Source organism: Pedobacter rhizosphaerae, from assembly GCF_900111155.1.
GTDB lineage: Bacteria > Bacteroidota > Bacteroidia > Sphingobacteriales > Sphingobacteriaceae > Pedobacter > Pedobacter rhizosphaerae.
The window spans coordinates 1-21366 of sequence record NZ_FOGG01000057.1 but is presented as its reverse complement, the minus strand read 5'-3'; the positions used below and the strand labels follow the sequence as shown (position 1 = coordinate 21366).

The window sequence follows — 21366 nt, the reverse complement described above, 5'->3', positions numbered from 1 at the left end:
ATTTACTCCTGAGTGCTTGTAGGTGTCATATAGCCATTACTTCGGTTTAGTTAAAATATCGTTAATGAACAGAGTGGAAATACTTGTAAAATGAATATGGAGTTTTGTGATCCAATCAAAAAAAATTACAATTGAGCGTTTGAAAATGGGCATCATGCAGTTCCAAACTCCAAACTCCTGACTCCAAACTAAAAACTATGCCACTGGCACCTTAACCGCCTGACGTCCAAGCAATTTCCAACCTCCTTTTTCCTTACTCCAGATTAAAAGGATATACAACTTTACTGTTCCGGGAACATTTTTATCATTGGTTTTGGCACTCAAGGTATGACGAACCAAAGCCGTTTTGCCCTGGATAACAACTGTTTGATCAGCTAAGTTAATCTCAACGAAATCAGACTCTGCTGACAACAGGGAGTGCATAAATTCTTTTTTATTCTGAATCTTTCCGCTGGAATGTCCATAACTTAAATTAGGAAGAATGAGTTTGTCTAATGCAGTGCTATCTGGATTAATCATTAATTGAGTTAAGGCCTTTACAGCATTTTCAACCTCGTTTTGTTGTGCAGAAGATATTTGTATTGACATCATAAAAAAGGTAAGATAAATCAATATTTTTTTCATGGTATTTGGTTAAATGAATGATATGCGTAAACATATCCAATTCCATCAGAACTAGCAAATTACATCTGTAATTTTTAAAAAAATTTATTTTAACGGTAATTTTAGTTATTTTTCATCCCTATTACTAGAGGTAAAGCCTGCTAAAAAACTGACTATAAATATGCTACCCTATTGTTTAGTCTGAGGCTATCTTTGAACACTACCTAATTTCAAACATGGAAAACACATCAAATTATCGATCTTCATCAAAAAAGAAATTCATCTTTATTGGTTTATTGGCGCTGTCGGTTGGCGCTATTGCATTTATTTTTTTTAATCGAAAGAAGAAGAATCTCGAAGAAAACCAGGCTTACGCAAAATACATCGAAGCCTACACCTCCGGAACCATCTCTAAAAAGAGCTTTATTAGGGTTCATTTAGCCAATGCTGCCCAAGGCATGCAAGATTTAGGCAAAGCAGATACGCGCGAGTTGTTCGACTTCTCCCCTTCTATTAAAGGCAAAACCTACTGGATTGACCCCCAAACGGTAGAGTTTAGGCCAGAAGAACCTTTAAAGCCAGGCAAAGCTTATGAGGCGACCTTTAAATTATCGGAAGTTTCGGCCACAGAAAAAGGGCTGGAAGATTTTGAATTTGAATTTAAAGTAATTACTCCAGGCGTAACCCTGAGCCAAAATGGCCTGGTATCGCAAAACAATACCTCGCTGGATTACATGAAGTTAACAGGCGAAATCTTAACGGCTGATGTAGAAGAAACACAAGCCATTGAAAAGGTACTCGAATTGGATTTTGATCAAAAATTGAAAGTAAAATGGCAGCATGACCCGGCAAAAAACACGTCTAAATTCACGATTGATAGCATCAAGAAAAAATCATCAGATCAAACCTTAAAGCTGGTTTGGGATGGCGATGCCATTGATGCAGACCAAAAAGGAGATGTAGAAGTAAGGGTTCCAGCCCTCAATAAATTCGAAGTTTTGGACATGAAAGCCATTCAGGGTGAAGAAGATTATGCCTTGGTACAATTTTCTGAGCCTATAGGTGTTGGACAAGACCTTACGGGAATGATCAGCCTGGGGAACTTAACAGATTTACGTTACACCATAGACGCAAGTCAGGTAAAAGTTTATGCGGCAGAAGAACTTAAAGGAAACTATGCTTTCAATATAAATGCTGGAGTTGAAAATATTAATGGCAAGAAGCTAGACAATGGTAAAACAGCCAATTTAACTTTTGAAGATAAAATTCCGGCAGTTACCATTGCGGGTGCCGGAACTATCCTACCCAACTCCGGGAAGCTGGTTTTACCTTTTGAGGCCATCAACTTAAAGGCAGTAGATGTTACTGTAATTAAAATTTACGAAAATAATATTCCTCAATTCTTTCAAAGCAATAGTTATAAGGACGGCAATGAACTAAGAAGGGTTGCCAAGCCTATTCTTCAAAAAACAATTCGCCTGGATGAAGACAAAGCGCTGAACCTTCATAAAAAGAATCGATTTACATTGGATCTGGACAAAATGATCAGAACAGAGCCAGGAGCCATGTACAGGGTTACCATAGCTTTCAGACGCGAATACAATGCTTACAATTGCAAAGTAAACGACGAAAAGAGTAATGATGGCGAGGGGTATGAGGAATATGAAGGTTATGGCGAAAAAATTGATGAAGACGACGATTTTTGGCAACGTTATAACAATTACTACCCGCAAAATTACCGTTGGACAGATAGAGACAATCCTTGTACGCCATCTTTCTATACCAACGAGCGCTGGGCTAGCCGAAACTTAATAGCCTCTAATATCGGTTTAGTGGCCAAACGAGGGAATGACAACAGTATGCTCATCGTTGCTACCGACCTGTTAACGGCAAAACCATTAGGTGGCATGAGTTTAGAACTAATGGACTACCAGAAGCAGATCATATTCACGACTAAAACCGATGGTGATGGATTTGCCTCATTTGATTTAAAAAGAACACCCTTCCTCTTAATTGCGAAAAATGGATCAGAAAGAGGATATCTGAAATTAGACGATGGCAGCTCTCTCCCACTCAGTCGTTTTGATGTTGGAGGTGATGTTGTACAAAGTGGTTTAAAGGGCTTTATTTATGGTGAACGGGGCGTTTGGCGCCCTGGAGACAGTCTGTACGTATCCTTCATATTGGAAGATAAGTTAAAGAAATTACCTGCAAACTACCCTGTAACCATGGAATTCTACAATCCAAAGGGACAGTTATACAAAAGGTTAATTAATGGAAAGCCCGTTAATGGATTTTATACTTTTAAAACTGCTACAGAGAGTACTTCACCTACAGGAAACTGGATGGCTAAGGTAAAAGCAGGTGGTGCAACATTTACCCGAACACTGAAAGTAGAAACGGTAATGCCTAACCGGTTAAAAATCGATTTCAATGTAGGGAACCGAAGCTATCTGGAAACAGGAACTTCAACCGCAACGCTATCTGCTAAATGGCTATTTGGAGCTGTAGCGCAAAATTTAAGAGCAAAAGTAGATGTTAACCTCAATACCACTGAGACTAAATTTAAAGGCTTTGATGGATTTAGTTTCGATAATCCGACCGTAAACTTCCAGTCACAGGTGAAAACCATTTTTGAAGGGTCACTGAATCAAAATGGTACAGCCATCATCAATACTAATCTTAATGAAGGTAATGCCGCTCCAGGAGTACTAAGAGCCAATTTCACCACTAAAGTATTTGAACCAGGAGGTAATTTCAGTATCGACAACTTTAGTATCCCCTATCATGTATACCACAGCTATTTAGGCGTTAGTGCACCGAAGGGCGATCGATTAAGTGGAATGCTCGTTACTGGTAAAGATCATAAAATTGAGATTGTAAATGTAAACACCGCAGGCAAGTTAATTAGCGGCTCTAAAACCGTTCAGGTGGAACTGTATAAAACACAGTGGCGCTGGTGGTGGGAACAAGATAACCAATACACTTATGCCAATTTCACTCAAAACCAATACAACAAACTAATAGAAAGCCATCAGGTCAATTTAACCAATGGTAAAGGCAGCTGGAACCTGAGGGTTGATGAACCAGAATGGGGTAGATATTTAATTTTAGTGAGAGATCCAAATGGTGGTCACGTAACAGGTAAATCAGTGTACATTGACTGGCCAGGTTGGGCGCAACGTGAGCAAGGCAGCAATCCTACAGAGGCCTCCATGCTTTCTTTTACTGCCAATAAAGAAAAATTTTCAGTGGGAGAAGAAATTACGTTAACCATTCCAACAGCTAAAAATGGAAGGGCTTTAATTTCTATTGAAAACGGAAGTCGGGTATTAAAAACTTTCTGGCTGGATACCAAGCAAGGACAAACACAGTTCAAGTTTAAAGCGGAAAAAGAGATGGCACCTAATGTTTTTGCCAACATAACCTTATTACAGCCGCATGAGCAAACCATAAATGATCTTCCGATTAGAATGTATGGCGCTATTCCGTTAATTATAGAAGATCCGCAAACCATATTAAAGCCAACCATCAAAATGGCTGATAAAATCAAACCCGAAACGGAAAATACCATTACGGTTGGCGAAAAAAATGGTAAGGCTATGACCTATACCATTGCTTTAGTTGACGAAGGTTTACTAGACTTAACCCGGTATAAAACTCCAGATCCACATGGTGCATTTTACGCCAGAGAAGGATTAGGTGTTAAAACCTGGGATTTATTCGACTATGTTTTGGGTGCCTGGGGCGGAAATTTAGAACGCATCCTGAGCATTGGTGGTGATGGGACAATTAATAAAAACCTTAATCCGGCAAAAGCGAACAGGTTTAAGGCGGTAGTTAAGTTTTTAGGACCTTTCGCACTTGCTAAAGGAGAGCAGAAAACACATAAATTTAAACTACCACAATATATTGGTTCGGTTAGGGCCATGGTAGTTGCTGGCCAGGAAGCTGCTTATGGATTTGCAGAGAAATCTGTTCAGGTTAAAAAACCGCTGATGGTTTTGGCAACATTACCGCGTGTTATTGGCCCAGGGGAAAGTTTTACGCTTCCAGTAACTGTTTTTGCGACAGAAAAAAACTTAAAAAATGTTTCTGTTGAATTACAATCCAATAATCTTATTGTGCAGGGTACTAACAAAACTCAATTGTATTATAAGCAAACTGGCGAACAAATGGCTTATTTTGAAGTTAAAGCGCCAAATCACGTTGGTATAGCTAAAGTACGGGTTGTGGCTCAAAGCGGGGCTGAAAAAACAGCTTATGATGTAGAAATGGATATTCGCAATCCTAATCCTTACATCAGCAATGTAGTATCCGCAACGGTACAACCCCATACTAAATGGGCTGTTAACTATGCACCAATTGGAATGGCAGGTACCAATTCAGGAACTTTAGAAGTATCTTCCATCCCGGCAATAAATTTGAGTAAACGATTGGGTTATTTAATTCAATACCCTCACGGCTGTATTGAACAAACCACTTCAGGCGTATTCCCGCAGCTATATTTAGATCGTTTAACACCATTAGATGCTCAGCAAAAAGCATCTACGGAGAAAAACATTAAAGCTGGAATCAACAAACTTAAAGGATTTCAAACGACTGATGGAGGCCTATCCTACTGGCCGGGAGAAGGCAGTTCTGATGAGTGGGGAAGCAACTATGGGGGACACTTTTTAGTTGAGGCACAAAATGCAGGTTATACACTTCCTGTGGGATTGCTGGAAGAATTATTGCGATTCCAAAAAGCAAAGGCAAACAGCTGGGCACCTAATAGCAATAATTTTTATGGCGGCGATTTATCTCAGGCTTACCGACTTTATACCCTTGCCTTGGCTAAACGTCCTGAAATGGCCGCTATGAATCGCTTGAGAGCTTTTGAATACTTATCAGTAACCGCTAAATGGCGATTAGCTGCAGCTTACAAATTAGCCGGTCAAAACGACATCGCTCAAAGCCTGATCAGAGGTTTAGATACCGCAATTAAACCATATAACCAGCTGGGTGGTACTTATGGTTCGGATGTGAGGGATAATGCGATGATTTTAGAAACCCTCACCTTATTGGGACAGAAATCGAAGGCTGCTTCACTTCTATTACCTTTAGCAGCTAAATTGGGTGAAAATACCTGGTACAGCACGCAAACAACCGCTTATAGTTTGCTGGCTATAGCTAAGTTCTGCGGTTCAAATCAATCTGCCAACCGTTTGCAATATCAATACATATTGGATGGAAAAGCAGCCAATATCAACACAACCCAATACATCAACAGTACAGCTATCGGTTTCAAGGGGAATACCGCTGCTGTTACCAATAATGGTAATAATGTACTATTTGTAAGGTTAGTATTGGCCGGACAGCCTGTTGCTGGCCAGAATAACTTCCTGCCTAACCGTCCGGAGGTATTGGATATGAATGTAAGCTACAAACGCCTGAATGGCACTCCTATTGATCCAACTACGATTAAACAGGGAACTGATTTTTATGCTGAAGTAACCATTAAAAACCCAGGCCAGATGGGTTATTACGAACAAATGGCCTTGACGCAGATTTTCCCCTCAGGATGGGAAATTATCAATACCCGGGTAAATGATAATCAGAGTATTTTAGCTTCATCACCTTATACTTACCAGGATATTAGAGATGATCGTGTTTTCACTTATTTCAATATTCGTGAAAATGAGAGCCTGGTTTACAAAGTATTACTCAACGCGTCTTATTTAGGTAAGTATTACTTATCTGCTGTTCAATGTGAGGCCATGTATAACAATGATATTTCCGCAACTGAAGGCGGCAAGTGGGTTCAGGTAGTTAAATAAATAATAATCAACCCTTTAAACAAATATTAAACCTCGTAGATCATGTCTACGAGGTTTAATTTCTTTAAACAATGAATAAAATTTCCAGAGCATTTATTATTTCGGATGTTATATGTTTTTTATTGCTGCTGATTTTTTTATTTGCTCTTCCTAAAACACTTTTTAAATCGCCTACCTCTTATGTAATTGAAGCCAGCAATGGAAATTTGTTAAGTGCGGCAATTGCTACTGACGGGCAATGGCGATTTCCTGTAGCTGATAGCGTGCCCCTTAAATTTAAGCAATGCATCATTGCCTTCGAAGATAAACGCTTCTACCAACACTTCGGAATTGATTTTCTTGCCATGAGCAGGGCCATGAAACAAAACTGGAAAGCCAAAAGTGTGGTAAGTGGTGGCAGCACGCTAAGTATGCAGGTTATCCGCTTATCGAGAAAACAAGATAGAACCATTTGGCAGAAGGTATTAGAAATGATCCTTGCACTTCGATTGGAACTAAAATATAATAAAACAGAAATTATCGGATTATATGCTGCCAATGCCCCATTTGGAAGCAATGTGGTAGGACTTGAAGCCGCCAGCTGGCGGTATTACGGCAGAAATGCCGAAAGCCTTTCCTGGGGTGAAATGGCTACCTTAGCGGTACTTCCCAATAGTCCTTCTTTGGTACATCCCGGAAAAAACACCACGCGACTTATCAAAAAAAGAAACGACCTGTTAGATAAGCTGGTAAAACTAAAATTCATTGATCAAACCACAGCTAATTTATCTAAGCTTGAGCCAGTTCCAGGCAAGCCTTTACCCCTACCACAAAATGCCCCTCACCTGCTTAATCGCTTTAAGGCAGATCGAAAGAATTTAGGTTTTAATTCAACCAAAATTACCTCCAGCTTAAATGAAGATTTACAATTGAAAGTGAATGCCATTTTAAAGCGCTATAATAACCGATACCGCGCCAATGACATCAATAATATATCGGCATTAGTACTGGACGCAAAAACCGGACAAGTGGTTTCTTATGTGGGAAATGTATATCAACCAGAAAACGTTGCCCTGCAAAGTCATGTAGACATGATTAAGGCTCCCCGAAGTCCTGGTAGTACACTAAAGCCTTTATTGTATGCCAGTATGCTAAACGATGGTTTTATATTGCCTCACACTTTAATCCCCGACATACCCACGCAAATTGCTGGATATTCACCTCAAAATTATGATTTAGGGTATGATGGAGCCATTGCGGCAGACAAAGCTCTGAGCAGATCTTTAAACATCCCGGCTGTGAAAATGCTTCAACAATATAAATACGAGCGGTTTTATGATAAGCTTAAAAAACTTGGCATTAGCACCCTCAATAAACCTGCAGATCATTACGGTTTATCTTTGATTTTAGGAGGCAGTGAGGTAACCATGTGGGACTTGGCCAATACCTATTTAGGAATGGTTAGAACACTCAATCATTTCAATACTTATCAAGGTTTGTATAATCCTGCCGATTACCAGGCCGCGACTTATATCCCATCACAGAAAATAGAAGAAAAGGGAGAAGAGCGTACTTCCTTTTTAGATCATGGCGCAATCTGGGCAACCTTTAATGCCATGGAGGAGGTAATGCGTCCTGGCGATGAGGGCCTTTGGGAACAATTTTCATCCTCACAAAGAGTCGCCTGGAAAACGGGAACAAGCTTTGGGTTCCGTGATGCCTGGGCAGTAGGCCTAACTCCCCAATATGTAGTGTGCATATGGGTGGGAAATGCAGATGGTGAAGGACGGCCCGGTTTAGTTGGAATAGAAGCTGCCGCACCTGTTTTATTCGATATATTCAGATTACTACCCAATGGAAAGTGGTTTGAAGTGCCTAAAACAAAGTTAAAGAAGGCCAAAATTTGCAGACAAAGCGGTTACAAGGCAGGTGAATATTGCCCTGATCCTATTGAAGAACTCATTCCAACAGCAGGTGAGAAAACCGTAATTTGTCCCTTCCACAAACGGGTACATTTAGACCATACGGGTACTTACCGCGTAACCGATCAATGCGAGCAAGTAAACCATATGCAGCATCAAAACTGGTTTATTCTCCCTCCCGCGATGGAATATTACTACAAAATTAAAAATAGCGATTATCGCAGTTTACCACCTTACAGCCCCGGCTGCGCGATTGAAAACAATATGGGCACTATGGAGTTGATTTACCCAAAAAATGGAGCATCGATATATATTCCTTTAGAGATAGATGGCACACGGGGTAAAATAGTTTTAAATGCGGCCCATAGAAATACGAATGCTAAAATTTATTGGCACATTGATCATGAGTATGTGGCTACTACAAGTCATTATCATCAATTGGCTGTTAATCCCGCTCCTGGAAAGCATACTTTAACCCTGGTTGATGAAAATGGGGAACGGCTGGTGCAGTTTTTTACTGTTTTGGAGAAGGAAAAGAAAAAGTAGCCTCATTCGACGGGTGTAAACCTTATCCTGGAGTAAAGCGGAGAGCTACGGAGTTAATTTAGTGCTGGGTTTATCTTAAAGATGCTGAAACAAGTTCAGCAAGACGGATATACGAATTGGATCTCTTCTATCTACTGGCTGGTGTCCCCACCAGCCAGATAACTTCAGGCTCAATAAAATCTCTTCATAAACCGCTAACAAACCCCTTACCCTGATATGGAGTGAAGCGGAGAGCTACGGAGTTAATTTAATTCAGGGTAAATTTTAAAGATGCTGAAACAAGTTCAGCAAGACGGATTCTTATCTACTGGCTGGTGTCCCCACCAGCCAGATAACTTTAGGTTCAATAAAATCTCTTTGGTGGTTCGTTTAGTGCTGGGTTTATCTTAAAGATGCTGAAACAAGTTCAGCAAGACGGATATACGAATTGGATCTCTTCTATCTACTGGCTGGTGTCCCCACCAGCCAGATAACTTTAGGTTCAATAAAATCTCTTTATAAATCGCTAACACACCCCTTACCCTGACCTGGAGCGAAGCGGAGAGGTACGGAGTTAATTTAGTGCTGGGTTTATCTTAAAGATGCTGAAACAAGTTCAGTAAGACGGATTACAGATAAGGGATTATAAACGGATCTCTAATACACACTCGACACCTCGATTTTATCTACTGGCTGGTGTCCCCACCAGCCAGATAACCTTAGGTTCAATAAAACCTCATCATAAATAGCTAACACACCTCTTACCCTGACCTGGAGCGAAGCCGAAAGCAATCACACTTCAGTTTGCGTCACCACAAGCTTACGCTCTACCGTTCCGTACACAATTAAGTATTGTGCAATCATGTAGCTAGCCATAATTAGTGATCCACTTTGTGGTATGGGCTGACTAAATTTATTCACGGCCAGCACACTATCTGACAGCAAAAAGAATAAAGCCCCATAAAGAATCAGCTTAAAGCTAAATACATTCACCTTTCCGTATCGATTTACCGCCATAATAGCCATTACCGTAATGATAATAGCATACATCAACACCGGAAACTGCATGGCTTTTAAATTTGGCTGTAAATAGAAAAATAATCCTGAGCAAAAAATAGCAAATGCACCTACCGCCCAAAGAAAATAAGGATTTTTATAATCCGGATTTGATTTATGATCTAAAACAAATGCCCGGATATAAAAGATATGGCACAGTAGAAAGGCCACCAAACCATAGATGAAAAAGTTTGGCTGAATATCCTGGTTCAAAAGCAATACATCGCCAATCAAGGCAAAAATTAAACCGGTTAAAATACGTTTGTGAAATCTTCCCCTTAATTTTGTGGCAGAAACCAACCAGGTAGCCAAAATAATAACAATCAATGGCTTAGTAAAGGAGCGGATAGCAGTACTTCCCGCATATTCTGCATACAGCTGAAGAACAAATACAATTAAAAATAAAAAGGAGAATAATTTAGTCTTCATCGGATTGAAAATTGGTCTTTTGCAATTTGTAAAACCAAATTACGGATATTAGCAGTATACCGCCAAAAATAACTTGATAGCCAACCGGAAAATCCAGCAGCACAACCAGAATAAAGCCCGCTGCGAGCCTTACATACTCAAACTTAACCTGCCATTTTTTTTGTTCAAACAAAGCTCCACAGGTAATTAAAGTTAAAATAGTGAAAGCGGTAAAACTCACTAATGGTATAGTTGCTAATTGATGATAAGAGAATAAAATGATTGATCCTGCAATTAGTGCAATTAAAAACTGTACTACCACATATCCATTTATCCTGTTGTGATAAGTTGGGTTATACTTTTGGTATTGTAATGCATCAATTTCTGGTGCCTTTTGAAAACCACCCAAATGCATAGGAAACCAACCAGGAGGCTTCAAAAAAACATTAATCTTATCCCTCCAGTTCGGAGACTTCCGGGCGGTTTTAAGTAAATCATCCCAATAGTGAAAGTTGGCCCAAACAGGATTCCAGCTTGCCAAAGGTTTAGTAATGCCATAATACACGGGCTCCTCTTCTTTTTGAAAGGTTCCAAATAGCTTATCCCAAATTATTAATGTTCCTGCGTGATTCTTATCAATATACTTAGGATTAGATCCATGGTGTACCCGATGATGTGATGGTGTGTTTAAAATATGCTCTAAAAAACCCATACTCTTAATTGCTCGTGTATGAATCCAAAATTGATATAGCGTATTGAAGGAACTCAGTGTTAAAAACATAACCGGATCAAATCCAATAAAGGCCAGCGGCAGATAAAATACCCAACTAAACCATCCCTGAAACCAGCTTTGCCTTAAGGCGACGGTTAAATTATATTCTTCCGATTGATGATGTACGATATGAGCCGCCCAAAGGGCATTCACCTGGTGACTCATCCGGTGGAACCAATAGTAAAAAAAATCGACACCAATGAAAAGGATAATCCACACCCAAACCGACTTGGGAAGATCTAACAAACGCCAGTGCTCGAAAATGTACTTATAACCAAAAAAAAGCACTGTCTTCATAAAAATTCCGGTAAGTTGTTGCCCTATCCCCTGACTTAAGTTGGCTATACTATCATTTAATCGATAGTAATTGAGCTTATTATAAAAATTATAAGCCAGTTCTATCCCAATGAGAATAAAAAAGACGGGTACTGATAAAGCGATATAATCTACCTTCATATAAAGAAATACAGGCACAACCCTTGTAAATTGATGTGACTTTGGTTAGAATTTTATCCAATTTAAGCATTTTCAGAACAAGATAAAATCGAATTCAGGTAACATTTTGGGGCATTTATCAATTGTTAGTTGTTTTCTACAATTTGATGCTTAACTTTGAATCCCAAAGCAAGACATCTGTACTTCTTTGATCACTATCATCCCGCTTTTATGAAAAAATTGTCTGTTATCTTGTTCCTGATATTAGCTGTTTACCAAGCTAAAAGTCAAACCCTTGTATTGGCCAAGGATGCAAAACAGTACCTGGGTAAAACGGTTACCATTTGCGATTCGGTATACAATACTAAGGCATTAGAGAAAATCAATTTACTCAATTTAGGTGGTGCATTTCCAAAAGAACTGTTAACAATAGTGGTCAATAAAGAAGATTTTACAAAATTTTCATCAGAACCTGCAAGTATGTTTTTAGGTAACAATATCTGCGTTACCGGGATTATTACTGAATTTAAGGGTAAAACTCAGATAGTTGTAACAGATCCAAAACAAATTGTAGTCAAGTAAGCTTATCAGACAGAATAAAGTATTTTCCTTATAGTTACCAAGCCCGCCAAAACGGTTTTTCTTTGCAATTGCCCTTTCTTAGCCAATGTCTTCTACTCATTGATTAATAGCCTGATACTAATGCGTTATCGCTAAAAATATTCTTTTCTTGTTCAACTAATCAGGCATTTTGGTGATACATCTTCCCCAATGAACTAATGAACCGATGAACTAATGAACCATTTCACCACGAAATGAAAAAGCCTAAAGCGATCCTCAAAACGGAGGATTAACTTCAGGCTTAAGCGTTAATTTATGGGTAATATGAGAACTAAAACTATGTCTTATTAGGTGCCTATTGGCCAGTAAATCCCAATCCACTGGCCTCTAAAGCATAGATATCCTTATTATCTGGGTCGAAGATTGCAATTCTCTTTTATATTTCACAGCGAGTTATACAGAAGGCCAGAAATTCGTTATAGAAGTACTGTTTTTCGTGATAAAAGGTAAAAATCTATATATCGCAAATCTTAATACAATTGTATATCTGTTGCTTCTTTCCCTTTCTTGTGATTAAGCACTTTATAATTTACAACTGAGCCAACCTGCAGCTCCTGTAATTCGTTTAGAAATTTTTCACTATCTGCAAACAGAACTTCTGTTCCATCTTCCGGGGCAATAAAACCGAATCCTCTTTCGGCATTATACCATTTTACTTTCCCTTTAGGCATAATCCATACAGTTTTTAGCATCAATAACACTGATTACAACAGTTAAACACCAATTGATAACAACGGCAATTTCGGGTCTAAAATGATAGTTCACAATACCTAAAAATTAGTATTTAAGTGGAGAAGAATAATAAATTATATAGTTTTGAAATAATTAACCTGCTACCTATGCTTTTCAAAAGAAATACACTAATTCTGACACTCATATTATTGATTTTAGCCTTTACGGCACTGAGTTTATTCATTTTTCACCACCCCATAACTCCATTGGATATTAGTATATCCGGACTTATCCAAAAATACCAGGCCAATTGGCTGGATCAAGTTATGCTTGCGATAAGCTTTTTTGGTGAACTTCCTTTTTCCCTAATTTCTGTATTGGCTGTAGCCGCAATATTTTATTGGAAGAAATTTAAAAGAGAAGCATTTTTCATTAGCACCATATTATTTTCCGGATTAATCATTTTAGGAATAAAAAACATAATTAATCGCCCCAGACCCACTTTATCACATGTTAGACTAGTGGAGGTATTCCGTTTTCAGAGCTACCCCAGCGGACATGTCCTTTCCTATTTCTTATTTTTCGGATTTCTAATTATCCTGATGAATACGCTAAAAAATATTCCAAAAACTACCAGCATAGTGGTAAATAGTATCTCTGTTTTTTTGCTGATTATGATTGCGCCTTCCAGAATCTATCTGGGTGCCCATTGGTTTACGGATACGGTTGGAGGAATGTTACTGGGAATAATATGCCTTTTTCCATTATGCTATTTCTATTTTCAGAAAAAGACAAAAATTTAAAACCAACAGATTATCCGATTAAATTATTTTCCTGCTTAGACTTTTTCCTCAGCCTGCTTAATGTTTCTATACGCATGCCCAGGTAAGAAGCCAGAAACTTAACAGGGACTCTAAAATGCAAGAGCGGGTGTGTTTCTTTAAATTGTTTGTACCTCGCTTCTGCAGAGGGAATCCTGGAAAGAATGGATCTTTCTTGAGAAATGTGATAATGTATCGCTAAAAGTTTACGCCCAATTACATTCGTTTCCGGGAATTTAGCATAAAGCTGGTCAATCAAGTCGTACGGCAAAACCAATAACTCTGTATCTTCCAATGCCTGCATATGTTCCTTATAATTCATTTTAGGAATCCCTGGATTTCTAAAATTGCCGATTAAATTATTTTCATCTGTGAGCCAAACCGTAATATCCTTATCGTCATCCAGGATAAATCCTCTTACCGCCCCCTTAATAATGAAAAATAAGCATTCAGAACATACCGCTTCAGGACAAACTAACAGTGCATTTTTTTTAATTTTAACCCTATAAGTATGGGCTTCACATAGCTCAATAACTGCCGGAGCCAATGGCTGCAGTTTAGTAAAAAACTTAATAAGTGGTGCACTCTCTGCTTCCCTATTTAACTCATCCATAAATTAGTATAACACCCTTTGTCTCTTGCAATGTATTATTTCGGAGTCAATTTTCCAAATAATTCCATCCCAACACGTACAGAAATTTTTGTCTAAATAAAAAATCAAATGATATCGCTATCCAATTGTTAAAAAATATACCATTACTTTAATTTAACACAAACGAATAAAAAATCTGATAATTTTGCGGCCATGATCAATCACAGAACAAAAGCTTTTATTTTCGACCTCAACGGTACCATGATCGACGACATGGCTTTTCATAATCAGGCCTGGCATAATATTTTGACAACAGATTTAGGCGCAAAAATTAGTTTTGAAGCCGTAAAGAAAGAAATGTATGGCAAAAATCAAGATTTGCTTGAACGCGTTTTCGGGGTCGGACATTTCAGCCAGGATCAGATAGACCAGATTTCAATCGAAAAAGAACGTCGTTACCAATCGGCATATAAAAAACATTTAACTTTAATTCCCGGCCTTGCTCCTTTTCTGGATAAAGCTAAACAGGCAGGAATTTTAATGGCAATCGGCTCTGCCGCAATTCCCTTCAACATTAATTTTGTATTGGATAATTTAAACATCCGCCCATATTTCGATGCTATTGTGAGTGCAGAGGATGTTACCCATAGTAAACCAGATCCCGAAACCTTTAGCAAGGGAGCCAATATTTTAGCGGTTGCCCCTGAAGATTGTATTGTTTTTGAGGATGCGCCTAAAGGCGTTGAGGCCGCACTCAATGCGGGAATGAAGTGTGTTGTACTCACTACTATGCATACCGAAAATGAATTCAATTACCCTAACATTATAGCCTTCATTAAAGATTATAATGATCCTGTCTTGAACAACTTATTTTAAGGAAAGTGGATGTTAAAATGTAATATTCTAACATCCACTCCTTGTTTTTAATTACTGAACTTATATATAGAACTTGTTTTATATACTTGTCCTGCCTTCAGCACTGTTGACGGAAAACTTGGCTGATTAGGTGAATCAGGAAAGTGTTGTGTTTCCATGGCAAAGGCTGTTCTAAAATCATCCTTTGCTCCGGTTTTAAAGGTATTTTTACTTTGCATAAAATTCCCGCTGTAAAACTGAAGTCCCGGCTCCTGGGTATAAATATCCATGATAACCCCAGATTTATCTCCCTTTACGGTAGCAGCATGGAACATTCCCATTCCTTTAGTTTTATTTAAAACATAATTGTGATCATACCCTTTACCAAAAGTAAGTTGCTCATTTTTATCTTCCACCCTGGCCCCAATAGTTGTTGTTTTAGTAAAATCAAATGGCGTTCCGGCTACTTTCTCCAGTTTGCCTGAAGGAATTAATGTTGAATCAACGGGTGTGTATTCATCTGCAAAAATTTTCACCTCATGATTTAAGATGCTTCCGCTACCATCTCCATTCAAATTGAAAAAAGCATGATTAGTCAAATTCACAATGGTATTCTTGTCTGTTTTTGCCTCATAGTCCATTTTCAGTTCATTATCGACTGTTAAAGTATAGGTTACCTTAACATGCAGATTTCCAGGGAAATTTTCCTCCCCGTCTTTAGATAAATAATGAAGTTCCAGGGTATGATCATTAGGTTGTTTAGCATCCCATACCACATATTGATATCCTTTTTTACCTCCGTGTAATGTATTTTGGCCATTATTAGTAAAAAGGGAGTAATTTTTACCATCTAAAGTGAATTTGCCCTTGGCAATTCTATTTCCATAACGGCCAATTGTTGCGCCAAAATAAGGCTCGGTAGATTTTTCGTAATCTGTAATACTTTTAAAGCCAACAACAACATCAACCAGCTTCCCAGATTTATCTGGAACCAGTAAACTCACCAAACGTCCGCCGTAATTGGTAAAGATGGCTTCAGCATTGTGCTTATTTTTCAAAGTATAAAGTGCAGTCTGTTTGCCGTCAATTTCCCTTTTGAAAGAATCGGGAATCAATTTAACAACGGTTGCAGAATCTGCATTCAAACTATCGTTTGTTATCGCTTTTTTACTTTCTGATTGGCATGAGGCTAAGGTTATTCCAGCTAAAGAAGCCAGGCCAATAATAGATTTTAATTTCATAGAAAATGAGATATTTGGTTGAATTAAGCCTTAAATATACAAATAAATCGTTTTAGTCATAATTTTAATAAAACATCGATTGCATGTTTGTACCTAATCTTTAAGAATATTCCAGTTTCTTGATAAATCTCATTATTATTGCTTAAAATCAGAACCCAAATATGAATCAGAATGTATCAGCAAAACGTTACGATGATATGGAATATCGCCGATGCGGAAAAAGCGGATTAAAATTACCAGCAGTATCGCTTGGCCTTTGGCACAACTTCGGACATGTAAATATGCTCGAAAACAGTAAAAATTTAATCTACACTGCATTTAACAATGGCATTACCCATTTCGATCTGGCCAACAATTACGGACCGCCCCCAGGTTCTGCAGAAGAGAACTTTGGAAAAATACTTCATGATGATTTTAAAGCCTATCGGGATGAAATGATTATTTCCAGTAAAGCTGGTTATACCATGTGGGATGGCCCCTATGGAGATTGGGGATCTAAAAAGTATTTGGTTTCCAGTTTAGATCAAAGCTTAAAACGGATGAAATTAGACTACGTAGATATCTTTTATCATCACAGGCCGGATCCTGAAACCCCATTAGAAGAAACCATGAATACATTAAGTTTAATGGTTCAACAGGGTAAGGCCCTTTATGTTGGCATTTCTAACTATCAGGCAGAAGATGCTGCAAAAGCCATTAAAATTCTAAAAGACAATGGTACTCCATGCCTCATTCATCAGCCTAAATACTCTATGTTTGAACGTTGGGTAGAAGGTGGTTTATTGGATATTCTAGGAGATAATGGCGTAGGCTGTATCCCTTTTTCTCCTTTGGCTCAAGGAATGCTCACCGACAAATACCTGCATGGAATTCCAGCTGATTCAAGGGTAGCTACAAGCGGTATTTTCCTGAAAGAAAGCAACCTTACCCCTGAACGGTTACAAAAAATTAGCAAACTGAATGATGTTGCTCAATCTCGCGGACAAAAATTGGCACACATGGCCTTATCCTGGATTTTAAAGGATAAGCGAATTACCTCTGTGCTTATTGGTGCCAGTAAGCCAGAACAGATCATAGATTCTATACTATCGCTAAAAAATACGCAGTTTAGTACTGATGAAATTAAGTTGATTGATGAAATTCTAGGGTAAATCCTTCGGCTTTACCCTAGATCTCCGAAGTTCTTTAAACCTAAGCCTCCGAAGCTTTTAAACCTTCGGAGGTTATAGTTTGGCTTTCAAAATGCCTGCGGCCTGCGTATATCCTCCCTCGCCCCCATCAACAAAATGAATATGATCATCGCTCAAATCTCTAACGTAACAAGACATGATCGATTCTCGGCTTACAAAGAGGCCATACAAGATAATTCCCTGCTCTTCCAGTTGATTTAATACTTTCTGTAAATTCAGTCGTTGCTTTGTTGTTCCACTGATTACCGTGTTGATCCGTCCGTCAATAACCAATGTATCCGACATTTCGACCAGCTGCTTTAAATAATTCTTTCCCCTTTCTGTGCGAAAATATACCCATCCATACAGATTAATCAGCCAGGTTTTAAACAGTTCAAAGAACTTAATCTCTCCAATTCTATGTCTCATTTCCCGACCCAGGTTATTGAAGCTTGTTTTAAAAATAAGTTTAGGAATGGAGATGGGCTGGCGCTTTTCTACACTACCATATATGCGGTCAATCTGTTTAATTACCTGACTAAAAGCTTCTGCTTGTTTAGTTCCATCCTGTGCAACAACAATTAGTGTTACTACTTCTTCTGTATTTTCGGGTGGCTCAATTTTATCCCATCTACACTGCATGCCACTCAAATCAAGTTCTGAATTCTTATCTTCCGCATGGTTAAAAATATAATCATCACCTTTAATCACTTTCTCTGCATAGCTTAATCCTTCACCCAATACAATAGGAATAGAGAAATTTTCGCCTCGGCTAAATCTTGTAACCATCAATTGATGGTGCTGAGCATAAACCGCTTCAACCTCAACAATGCCAATGCGCAGGGTAATGTTAAAATTCTCTAATGTATTCCTTCTATAAACATTTAGCGCCCTCATGGTTTGTTCTGCAATTTCTGGCGGAATGATAAATGTAGCTCCATCTCCCCCGAAAAAAAAAGGCACTGCTATACCCGCTTTAAAGGCAATATTTAAAACAGTCACAATGCTTCCCGTTGCAATAAGGTTAATGTTTTCATGCAGGCCAGAGCGTACAGCTTCGGTAGAGCTTTTAACATCTGTAACGATGATTTTCCAGTCGTTCGGAACAGCCTTGAAGCATTCTTTTTTTAGTAAAAGATCACTTAATTGAATTTTATAAATGGGCAGATTAGCGTAGAAATGATTTGGATTAACCAGCATAAGCAAAGATAATTTATGCTAATATACGTAATAAGCCAAATGAAATATTTTGTTAAATAAGGAAGGATAAATCCCCTTATTTAGAATAAATAAAAATAATTTGCAAATCTCAACAGAATGCAGTTCCTTTGCGCCTACTAAGAATTAATCTAAATAAATACAATGAATCTAAAATTTACTTCAATCTGTACGGTATTGATGTTGCTTTTCTTTTTTGCAGGAAATGTAATGGCTCAATCTAAAAACGGAAGCATTTCAGGTATAGTTAAAACCAGCGATGGCAATCCGGCAGCTTATGTTAGCGTTGGCTTAAAGGGTGCTTCTAAAACAACCCAAACAGACGAAAAGGGAAACTTTAAGTTTAAAAATGTTGCTGAAGGAACCTATACCATCAAAGTATCGGCAATTGGTGTTTCTGCGCAGGAGAAATCGGTTACCGTAGTAGCTAACCAGAATAACCAGGTAGATTTCGCTATAGCACAATCTTCTTCTCAGCTAGATGAGGTTGCGATTACCGGCTATAAAACGCCAAATAGAAAGCCCGCAAACTTAAGCAAAATTGCTATTGCGCCAATGGATTTACCTCAGGCAGTCCAGGTAATTGGAACGCAGGTAATTGCTGATCAACAGGTAAATACCTTAGGTGATGCGCTTAAAAATGCCAATGGTGTTGCTTTAGGAGCCAATAGAGGTTCTGTTGGAGAAAATTTCTTCGCAAGAGGTTATAGTTTAGGTTCAAATAATGTGCTCAAAAATGGTGCAAGGACATCAATTGGTGGTGTGCCAGATGCAAGTACATTAGAATCGGTAGAAGTATTAAAAGGTAGCTCTGCATTACTTTATGGCGGGGTATCTGGTGGTGCTGTTGTAAATATGGTAACCAAAAAGCCTAAGTTTGAAACCGGTGGTGAAGTTTCATTGAGAGGTGGAAGTAATAGCTTTTACAAACCAATTGCAGATATTTATGGGCCAATTTCAAAAAAATTAGCTGCAAGGGTAATCGGAACTTATGAAAATGCAGGTAGTTTTAGAGATAATGTAGAATCAAAGAAAATCTATATCAACCCATCATTGCTTTATAAAGTTTCAGATAAAACAGAAGTATTGCTTCAGGGAGATTATCTGAAAAATGATTATACTCCAGATTTTGGCGTAGGAACAGTTGGCAACGCCATTGTTGATTTTGGCCGTAATGCCTTTATTAATGCGCCATGGGCTTACAACAAAACCAACACAGCATCTACTCAAATCAATGTAACGCATCAATTCAATTCAGCGTGGAAGTTGAATGTTATTGGCGCATTACAAGCTTATAACAGAAACTATTTTGGAGCTGAGCGTCCGGCGGCAAATGCAGCAGGTATAGTAGCAAGATCATTAACCAGAAGCCAACAACAAGAATACACCTTTAATCAACAGGTTAATGTTAATGGAAACTTTAAAACAGGATTTTTAAGTCACACACTTTTATTAGGTGCAGATGCTGATCAGAGTCGTATTAAAGCTGATGGTGGTTACTACTACAATGGTAACAAATCGACTACTAGCTTTAATTATGGAAATGTTAATCTATTAGATCAAAGCACGTATTTTGGCTCAGGTATTCAACCAACCACTACAGCAACGACAAATACCTTGTCTAAGGTTTTCAGAATGGGAACATTCGTTCAGGATTTGATTTCAGTAACTGAAAAATTTAAAGTGCTTGCAGGAATCAGATGGACTTTCCAGAAAACGCCAACTACAGCAATTACCAATTTGGAAAGTGGAAACGTTACGCCTGGAACAACAGTAGATAAAATTGATAAAGCATTTTCTCCTAAATTTGGCTTAATCTATCAGCCTCTCAAAACAACATCGATTTACGCCAGTTATGCCAATAATTTCACCTCTAATACAGGCATTAATGTTGCTACAGATGCTCCAATGGATCCATCCATCATTGACCAATACGAAGGGGGAATTAAAAATGATTTTCTTGGTGGTAAATTATCAGCGAATGTTACCTATTACAAAATCAAAAATAACAAATATGCCCAGGCAGCTTTGTCGGATCCAAATAAAAGAGAGTTTTCTGGGAGTACAGAAAGTGATGGATTAGAATTAGATGTATCAGGAGTAATTGTAGATGGACTGAATTTTTTAGCAGGCTACGCTTATAACTATATGCGATTCACTTCAACGCTAGCAGGAACAGGCGTAATTGAAGGTGAGCGTTTGGTTGGAACGACTAAAAATACTGCCAATGGAACCTTATTCTATACCTTCCAAAACGGAAGTTTGAAAAACCTAAAACTAGGTGCGTCAGCCTTCTACACCGGGGATCGTTTGGGTGGCAGAAATACTACTAAAAGCGGTACCTCTACTGGTATTATTCCATTAAGCGGCTTCACCACATTTGATTTTTCTGCCGGTTATGCGTGGAGAAAAATTTCTTTATTGGCCAAAGTATCTAACATAACCAATGAGTTAAACTACTTTGTTCACGAAAACTACAGTGTAAATCCAATTGCACCACGTCAATTCCTGACCACTTTGTCTTACAGATTTTAAAATAGGTCTAGCTTTTTTTAGATCACCATATAAAACATCAAAGCCCTTTATCATCTATGGAGGGCACTGAAAAAGTCCCCTAATAGAAAAGGGCAAAAGGAGTAGAAAACTAGTTTTTCTACT

At 38.3% G+C, this 21366-nt stretch carries 14 protein-coding genes; 7 read left to right on the top strand and 7 right to left on the bottom strand.

Annotated elements, in window-relative coordinates:
* Positions 1-195: 195 nt before the first annotated feature.
* The gene (locus BMX11_RS23230; RefSeq protein WP_090889724.1) at positions 196-624 is read right to left on the bottom strand and encodes a nuclear transport factor 2 family protein; all 429 of its coding nucleotides are present in this window, start codon (positions 622-624) and stop codon (positions 196-198) included.
* A 215-nt stretch (positions 625-839) separates the two neighbouring features.
* Here BMX11_RS23230 and BMX11_RS23225 point away from each other — a divergent pair, with 215 nt between their 5' ends.
* Positions 840-6422, top strand: coding sequence for an alpha-2-macroglobulin family protein (locus BMX11_RS23225; RefSeq protein WP_090889721.1), 5583 nt, complete (start codon positions 840-842; stop codon positions 6420-6422).
* Positions 6423-6493: 71 nt separating this feature from the next.
* Positions 6494-8869 carry a penicillin-binding protein 1C gene (gene pbpC, locus BMX11_RS23220; protein WP_090889718.1) on the top strand — a complete coding sequence of 792 codons (2376 nt, stop codon included), beginning with the start codon at positions 6494-6496 and terminating at the stop codon, positions 8867-8869.
* Between the two features lie 771 nt (positions 8870-9640).
* Here the strand turns inward: pbpC and BMX11_RS23215 are convergent.
* Complete coding sequence (locus BMX11_RS23215; protein ID WP_090889715.1) at positions 9641-10333, bottom strand: lysoplasmalogenase; 693 nt, start codon at positions 10331-10333, stop codon at positions 9641-9643.
* Positions 10323-11540: a sterol desaturase family protein gene (locus BMX11_RS23210; protein ID WP_090889713.1), complete on the bottom strand. Its 1218-nt coding sequence runs from the start codon at positions 11538-11540 to the stop codon at positions 10323-10325. The genes BMX11_RS23215 and BMX11_RS23210 overlap by 11 nt, the downstream gene beginning before the upstream one ends.
* A 210-nt stretch (positions 11541-11750) precedes the next feature.
* Between BMX11_RS23210 and BMX11_RS23205 the strand changes: the two genes are divergently transcribed.
* Positions 11751-12101: a hypothetical protein gene (locus BMX11_RS23205; RefSeq protein WP_090889710.1), complete on the top strand. Its 351-nt coding sequence runs from the start codon at positions 11751-11753 to the stop codon at positions 12099-12101.
* Positions 12102-12610: 509 nt separating this feature from the next.
* Here BMX11_RS23205 and BMX11_RS24710 read toward each other — a convergent pair.
* Positions 12611-12832 carry a cold-shock protein gene (locus BMX11_RS24710; RefSeq protein WP_090889708.1) on the bottom strand — a complete coding sequence of 74 codons (222 nt, stop codon included), beginning with the start codon at positions 12830-12832 and terminating at the stop codon, positions 12611-12613.
* A 147-nt stretch (positions 12833-12979) separates the two neighbouring features.
* Between BMX11_RS24710 and BMX11_RS23195 the strand changes: the two genes are divergently transcribed.
* Positions 12980-13615, top strand: a complete 636-nt coding sequence (locus BMX11_RS23195) for a phosphatase PAP2 family protein (protein ID WP_090889705.1) — start codon at positions 12980-12982, stop codon at positions 13613-13615.
* A gap of 10 nt (positions 13616-13625) precedes the next feature.
* Here BMX11_RS23195 and BMX11_RS23190 read toward each other — a convergent pair whose 3' ends face one another.
* Positions 13626-14246 (bottom strand): Crp/Fnr family transcriptional regulator, encoded by a 621-nt coding sequence (locus tag BMX11_RS23190; RefSeq protein WP_090889702.1) that lies wholly within the window; start codon positions 14244-14246, stop codon positions 13626-13628.
* 192 nt (positions 14247-14438) lie between these two features.
* Between BMX11_RS23190 and BMX11_RS23185 the strand changes: the two genes are divergently transcribed.
* Complete coding sequence (locus BMX11_RS23185; protein WP_090889699.1) at positions 14439-15101, top strand: HAD family hydrolase; 663 nt, start codon at positions 14439-14441, stop codon at positions 15099-15101.
* Positions 15102-15148: 47 nt separating this feature from the next.
* Here the strand turns inward: BMX11_RS23185 and BMX11_RS23180 are convergent, their stop codons facing one another.
* Entirely contained in the window at positions 15149-16321 is a 1173-nt protein-coding gene (locus BMX11_RS23180; protein ID WP_090889696.1) for an aldose epimerase family protein, read from the bottom strand.
* Between the two features lie 161 nt (positions 16322-16482).
* Here BMX11_RS23180 and mgrA point away from each other — a divergent pair, with 161 nt between their 5' ends.
* A complete protein-coding gene (mgrA, locus tag BMX11_RS23175; protein ID WP_090889693.1) occupies positions 16483-17472 on the top strand; it encodes an L-glyceraldehyde 3-phosphate reductase in 990 nt (329 codons plus the stop codon).
* A 72-nt stretch (positions 17473-17544) separates the two neighbouring features.
* Here mgrA and BMX11_RS23170 read toward each other — a convergent pair whose 3' ends face one another.
* A complete protein-coding gene (locus BMX11_RS23170; RefSeq protein ID WP_090889690.1) occupies positions 17545-18690 on the bottom strand; it encodes a DUF3095 domain-containing protein in 1146 nt (381 codons plus the stop codon).
* A gap of 162 nt (positions 18691-18852) precedes the next feature.
* Here BMX11_RS23170 and BMX11_RS23165 point away from each other — a divergent pair, with 162 nt between their 5' ends.
* Positions 18853-21243 carry a TonB-dependent receptor gene (locus BMX11_RS23165; RefSeq protein ID WP_090889687.1) on the top strand — a complete coding sequence of 797 codons (2391 nt, stop codon included), beginning with the start codon at positions 18853-18855 and terminating at the stop codon, positions 21241-21243.
* Positions 21244-21366 lie beyond the last annotated feature (123 nt).

What these genes read in the sequence shown, in the direction of transcription:
- BMX11_RS23230 (WP_090889724.1), bottom strand. Translation starts at nt 624, where the DNA reads ATGAAAAAAATATTGATTTATCTTACCTTTTTTATGATGTCAATACAA.
- BMX11_RS23225 (WP_090889721.1), top strand. Translation starts at nt 840, where the DNA reads ATGGAAAACACATCAAATTATCGATCTTCATCAAAAAAGAAATTCATC.
- pbpC (WP_090889718.1), top strand. Translation starts at nt 6,494, where the DNA reads ATGAATAAAATTTCCAGAGCATTTATTATTTCGGATGTTATATGTTTT.
- BMX11_RS23215 (WP_090889715.1), bottom strand. Translation starts at nt 10,333, where the DNA reads ATGAAGACTAAATTATTCTCCTTTTTATTTTTAATTGTATTTGTTCTT.
- BMX11_RS23210 (WP_090889713.1), bottom strand. Translation starts at nt 11,540, where the DNA reads ATGAAGGTAGATTATATCGCTTTATCAGTACCCGTCTTTTTTATTCTC.
- BMX11_RS23205 (WP_090889710.1), top strand. Translation starts at nt 11,751, where the DNA reads ATGAAAAAATTGTCTGTTATCTTGTTCCTGATATTAGCTGTTTACCAA.
- BMX11_RS24710 (WP_090889708.1), bottom strand. Translation starts at nt 12,832, where the DNA reads ATGCTAAAAACTGTATGGATTATGCCTAAAGGGAAAGTAAAATGGTAT.
- BMX11_RS23195 (WP_090889705.1), top strand. Translation starts at nt 12,980, where the DNA reads ATGCTTTTCAAAAGAAATACACTAATTCTGACACTCATATTATTGATT.
- BMX11_RS23190 (WP_090889702.1), bottom strand. Translation starts at nt 14,246, where the DNA reads ATGGATGAGTTAAATAGGGAAGCAGAGAGTGCACCACTTATTAAGTTT.
- BMX11_RS23185 (WP_090889699.1), top strand. Translation starts at nt 14,439, where the DNA reads ATGATCAATCACAGAACAAAAGCTTTTATTTTCGACCTCAACGGTACC.
- BMX11_RS23180 (WP_090889696.1), bottom strand. Translation starts at nt 16,321, where the DNA reads ATGAAATTAAAATCTATTATTGGCCTGGCTTCTTTAGCTGGAATAACC.
- mgrA (WP_090889693.1), top strand. Translation starts at nt 16,483, where the DNA reads ATGAATCAGAATGTATCAGCAAAACGTTACGATGATATGGAATATCGC.
- BMX11_RS23170 (WP_090889690.1), bottom strand. Translation starts at nt 18,690, where the DNA reads ATGCTGGTTAATCCAAATCATTTCTACGCTAATCTGCCCATTTATAAA.
- BMX11_RS23165 (WP_090889687.1), top strand. Translation starts at nt 18,853, where the DNA reads ATGAATCTAAAATTTACTTCAATCTGTACGGTATTGATGTTGCTTTTC.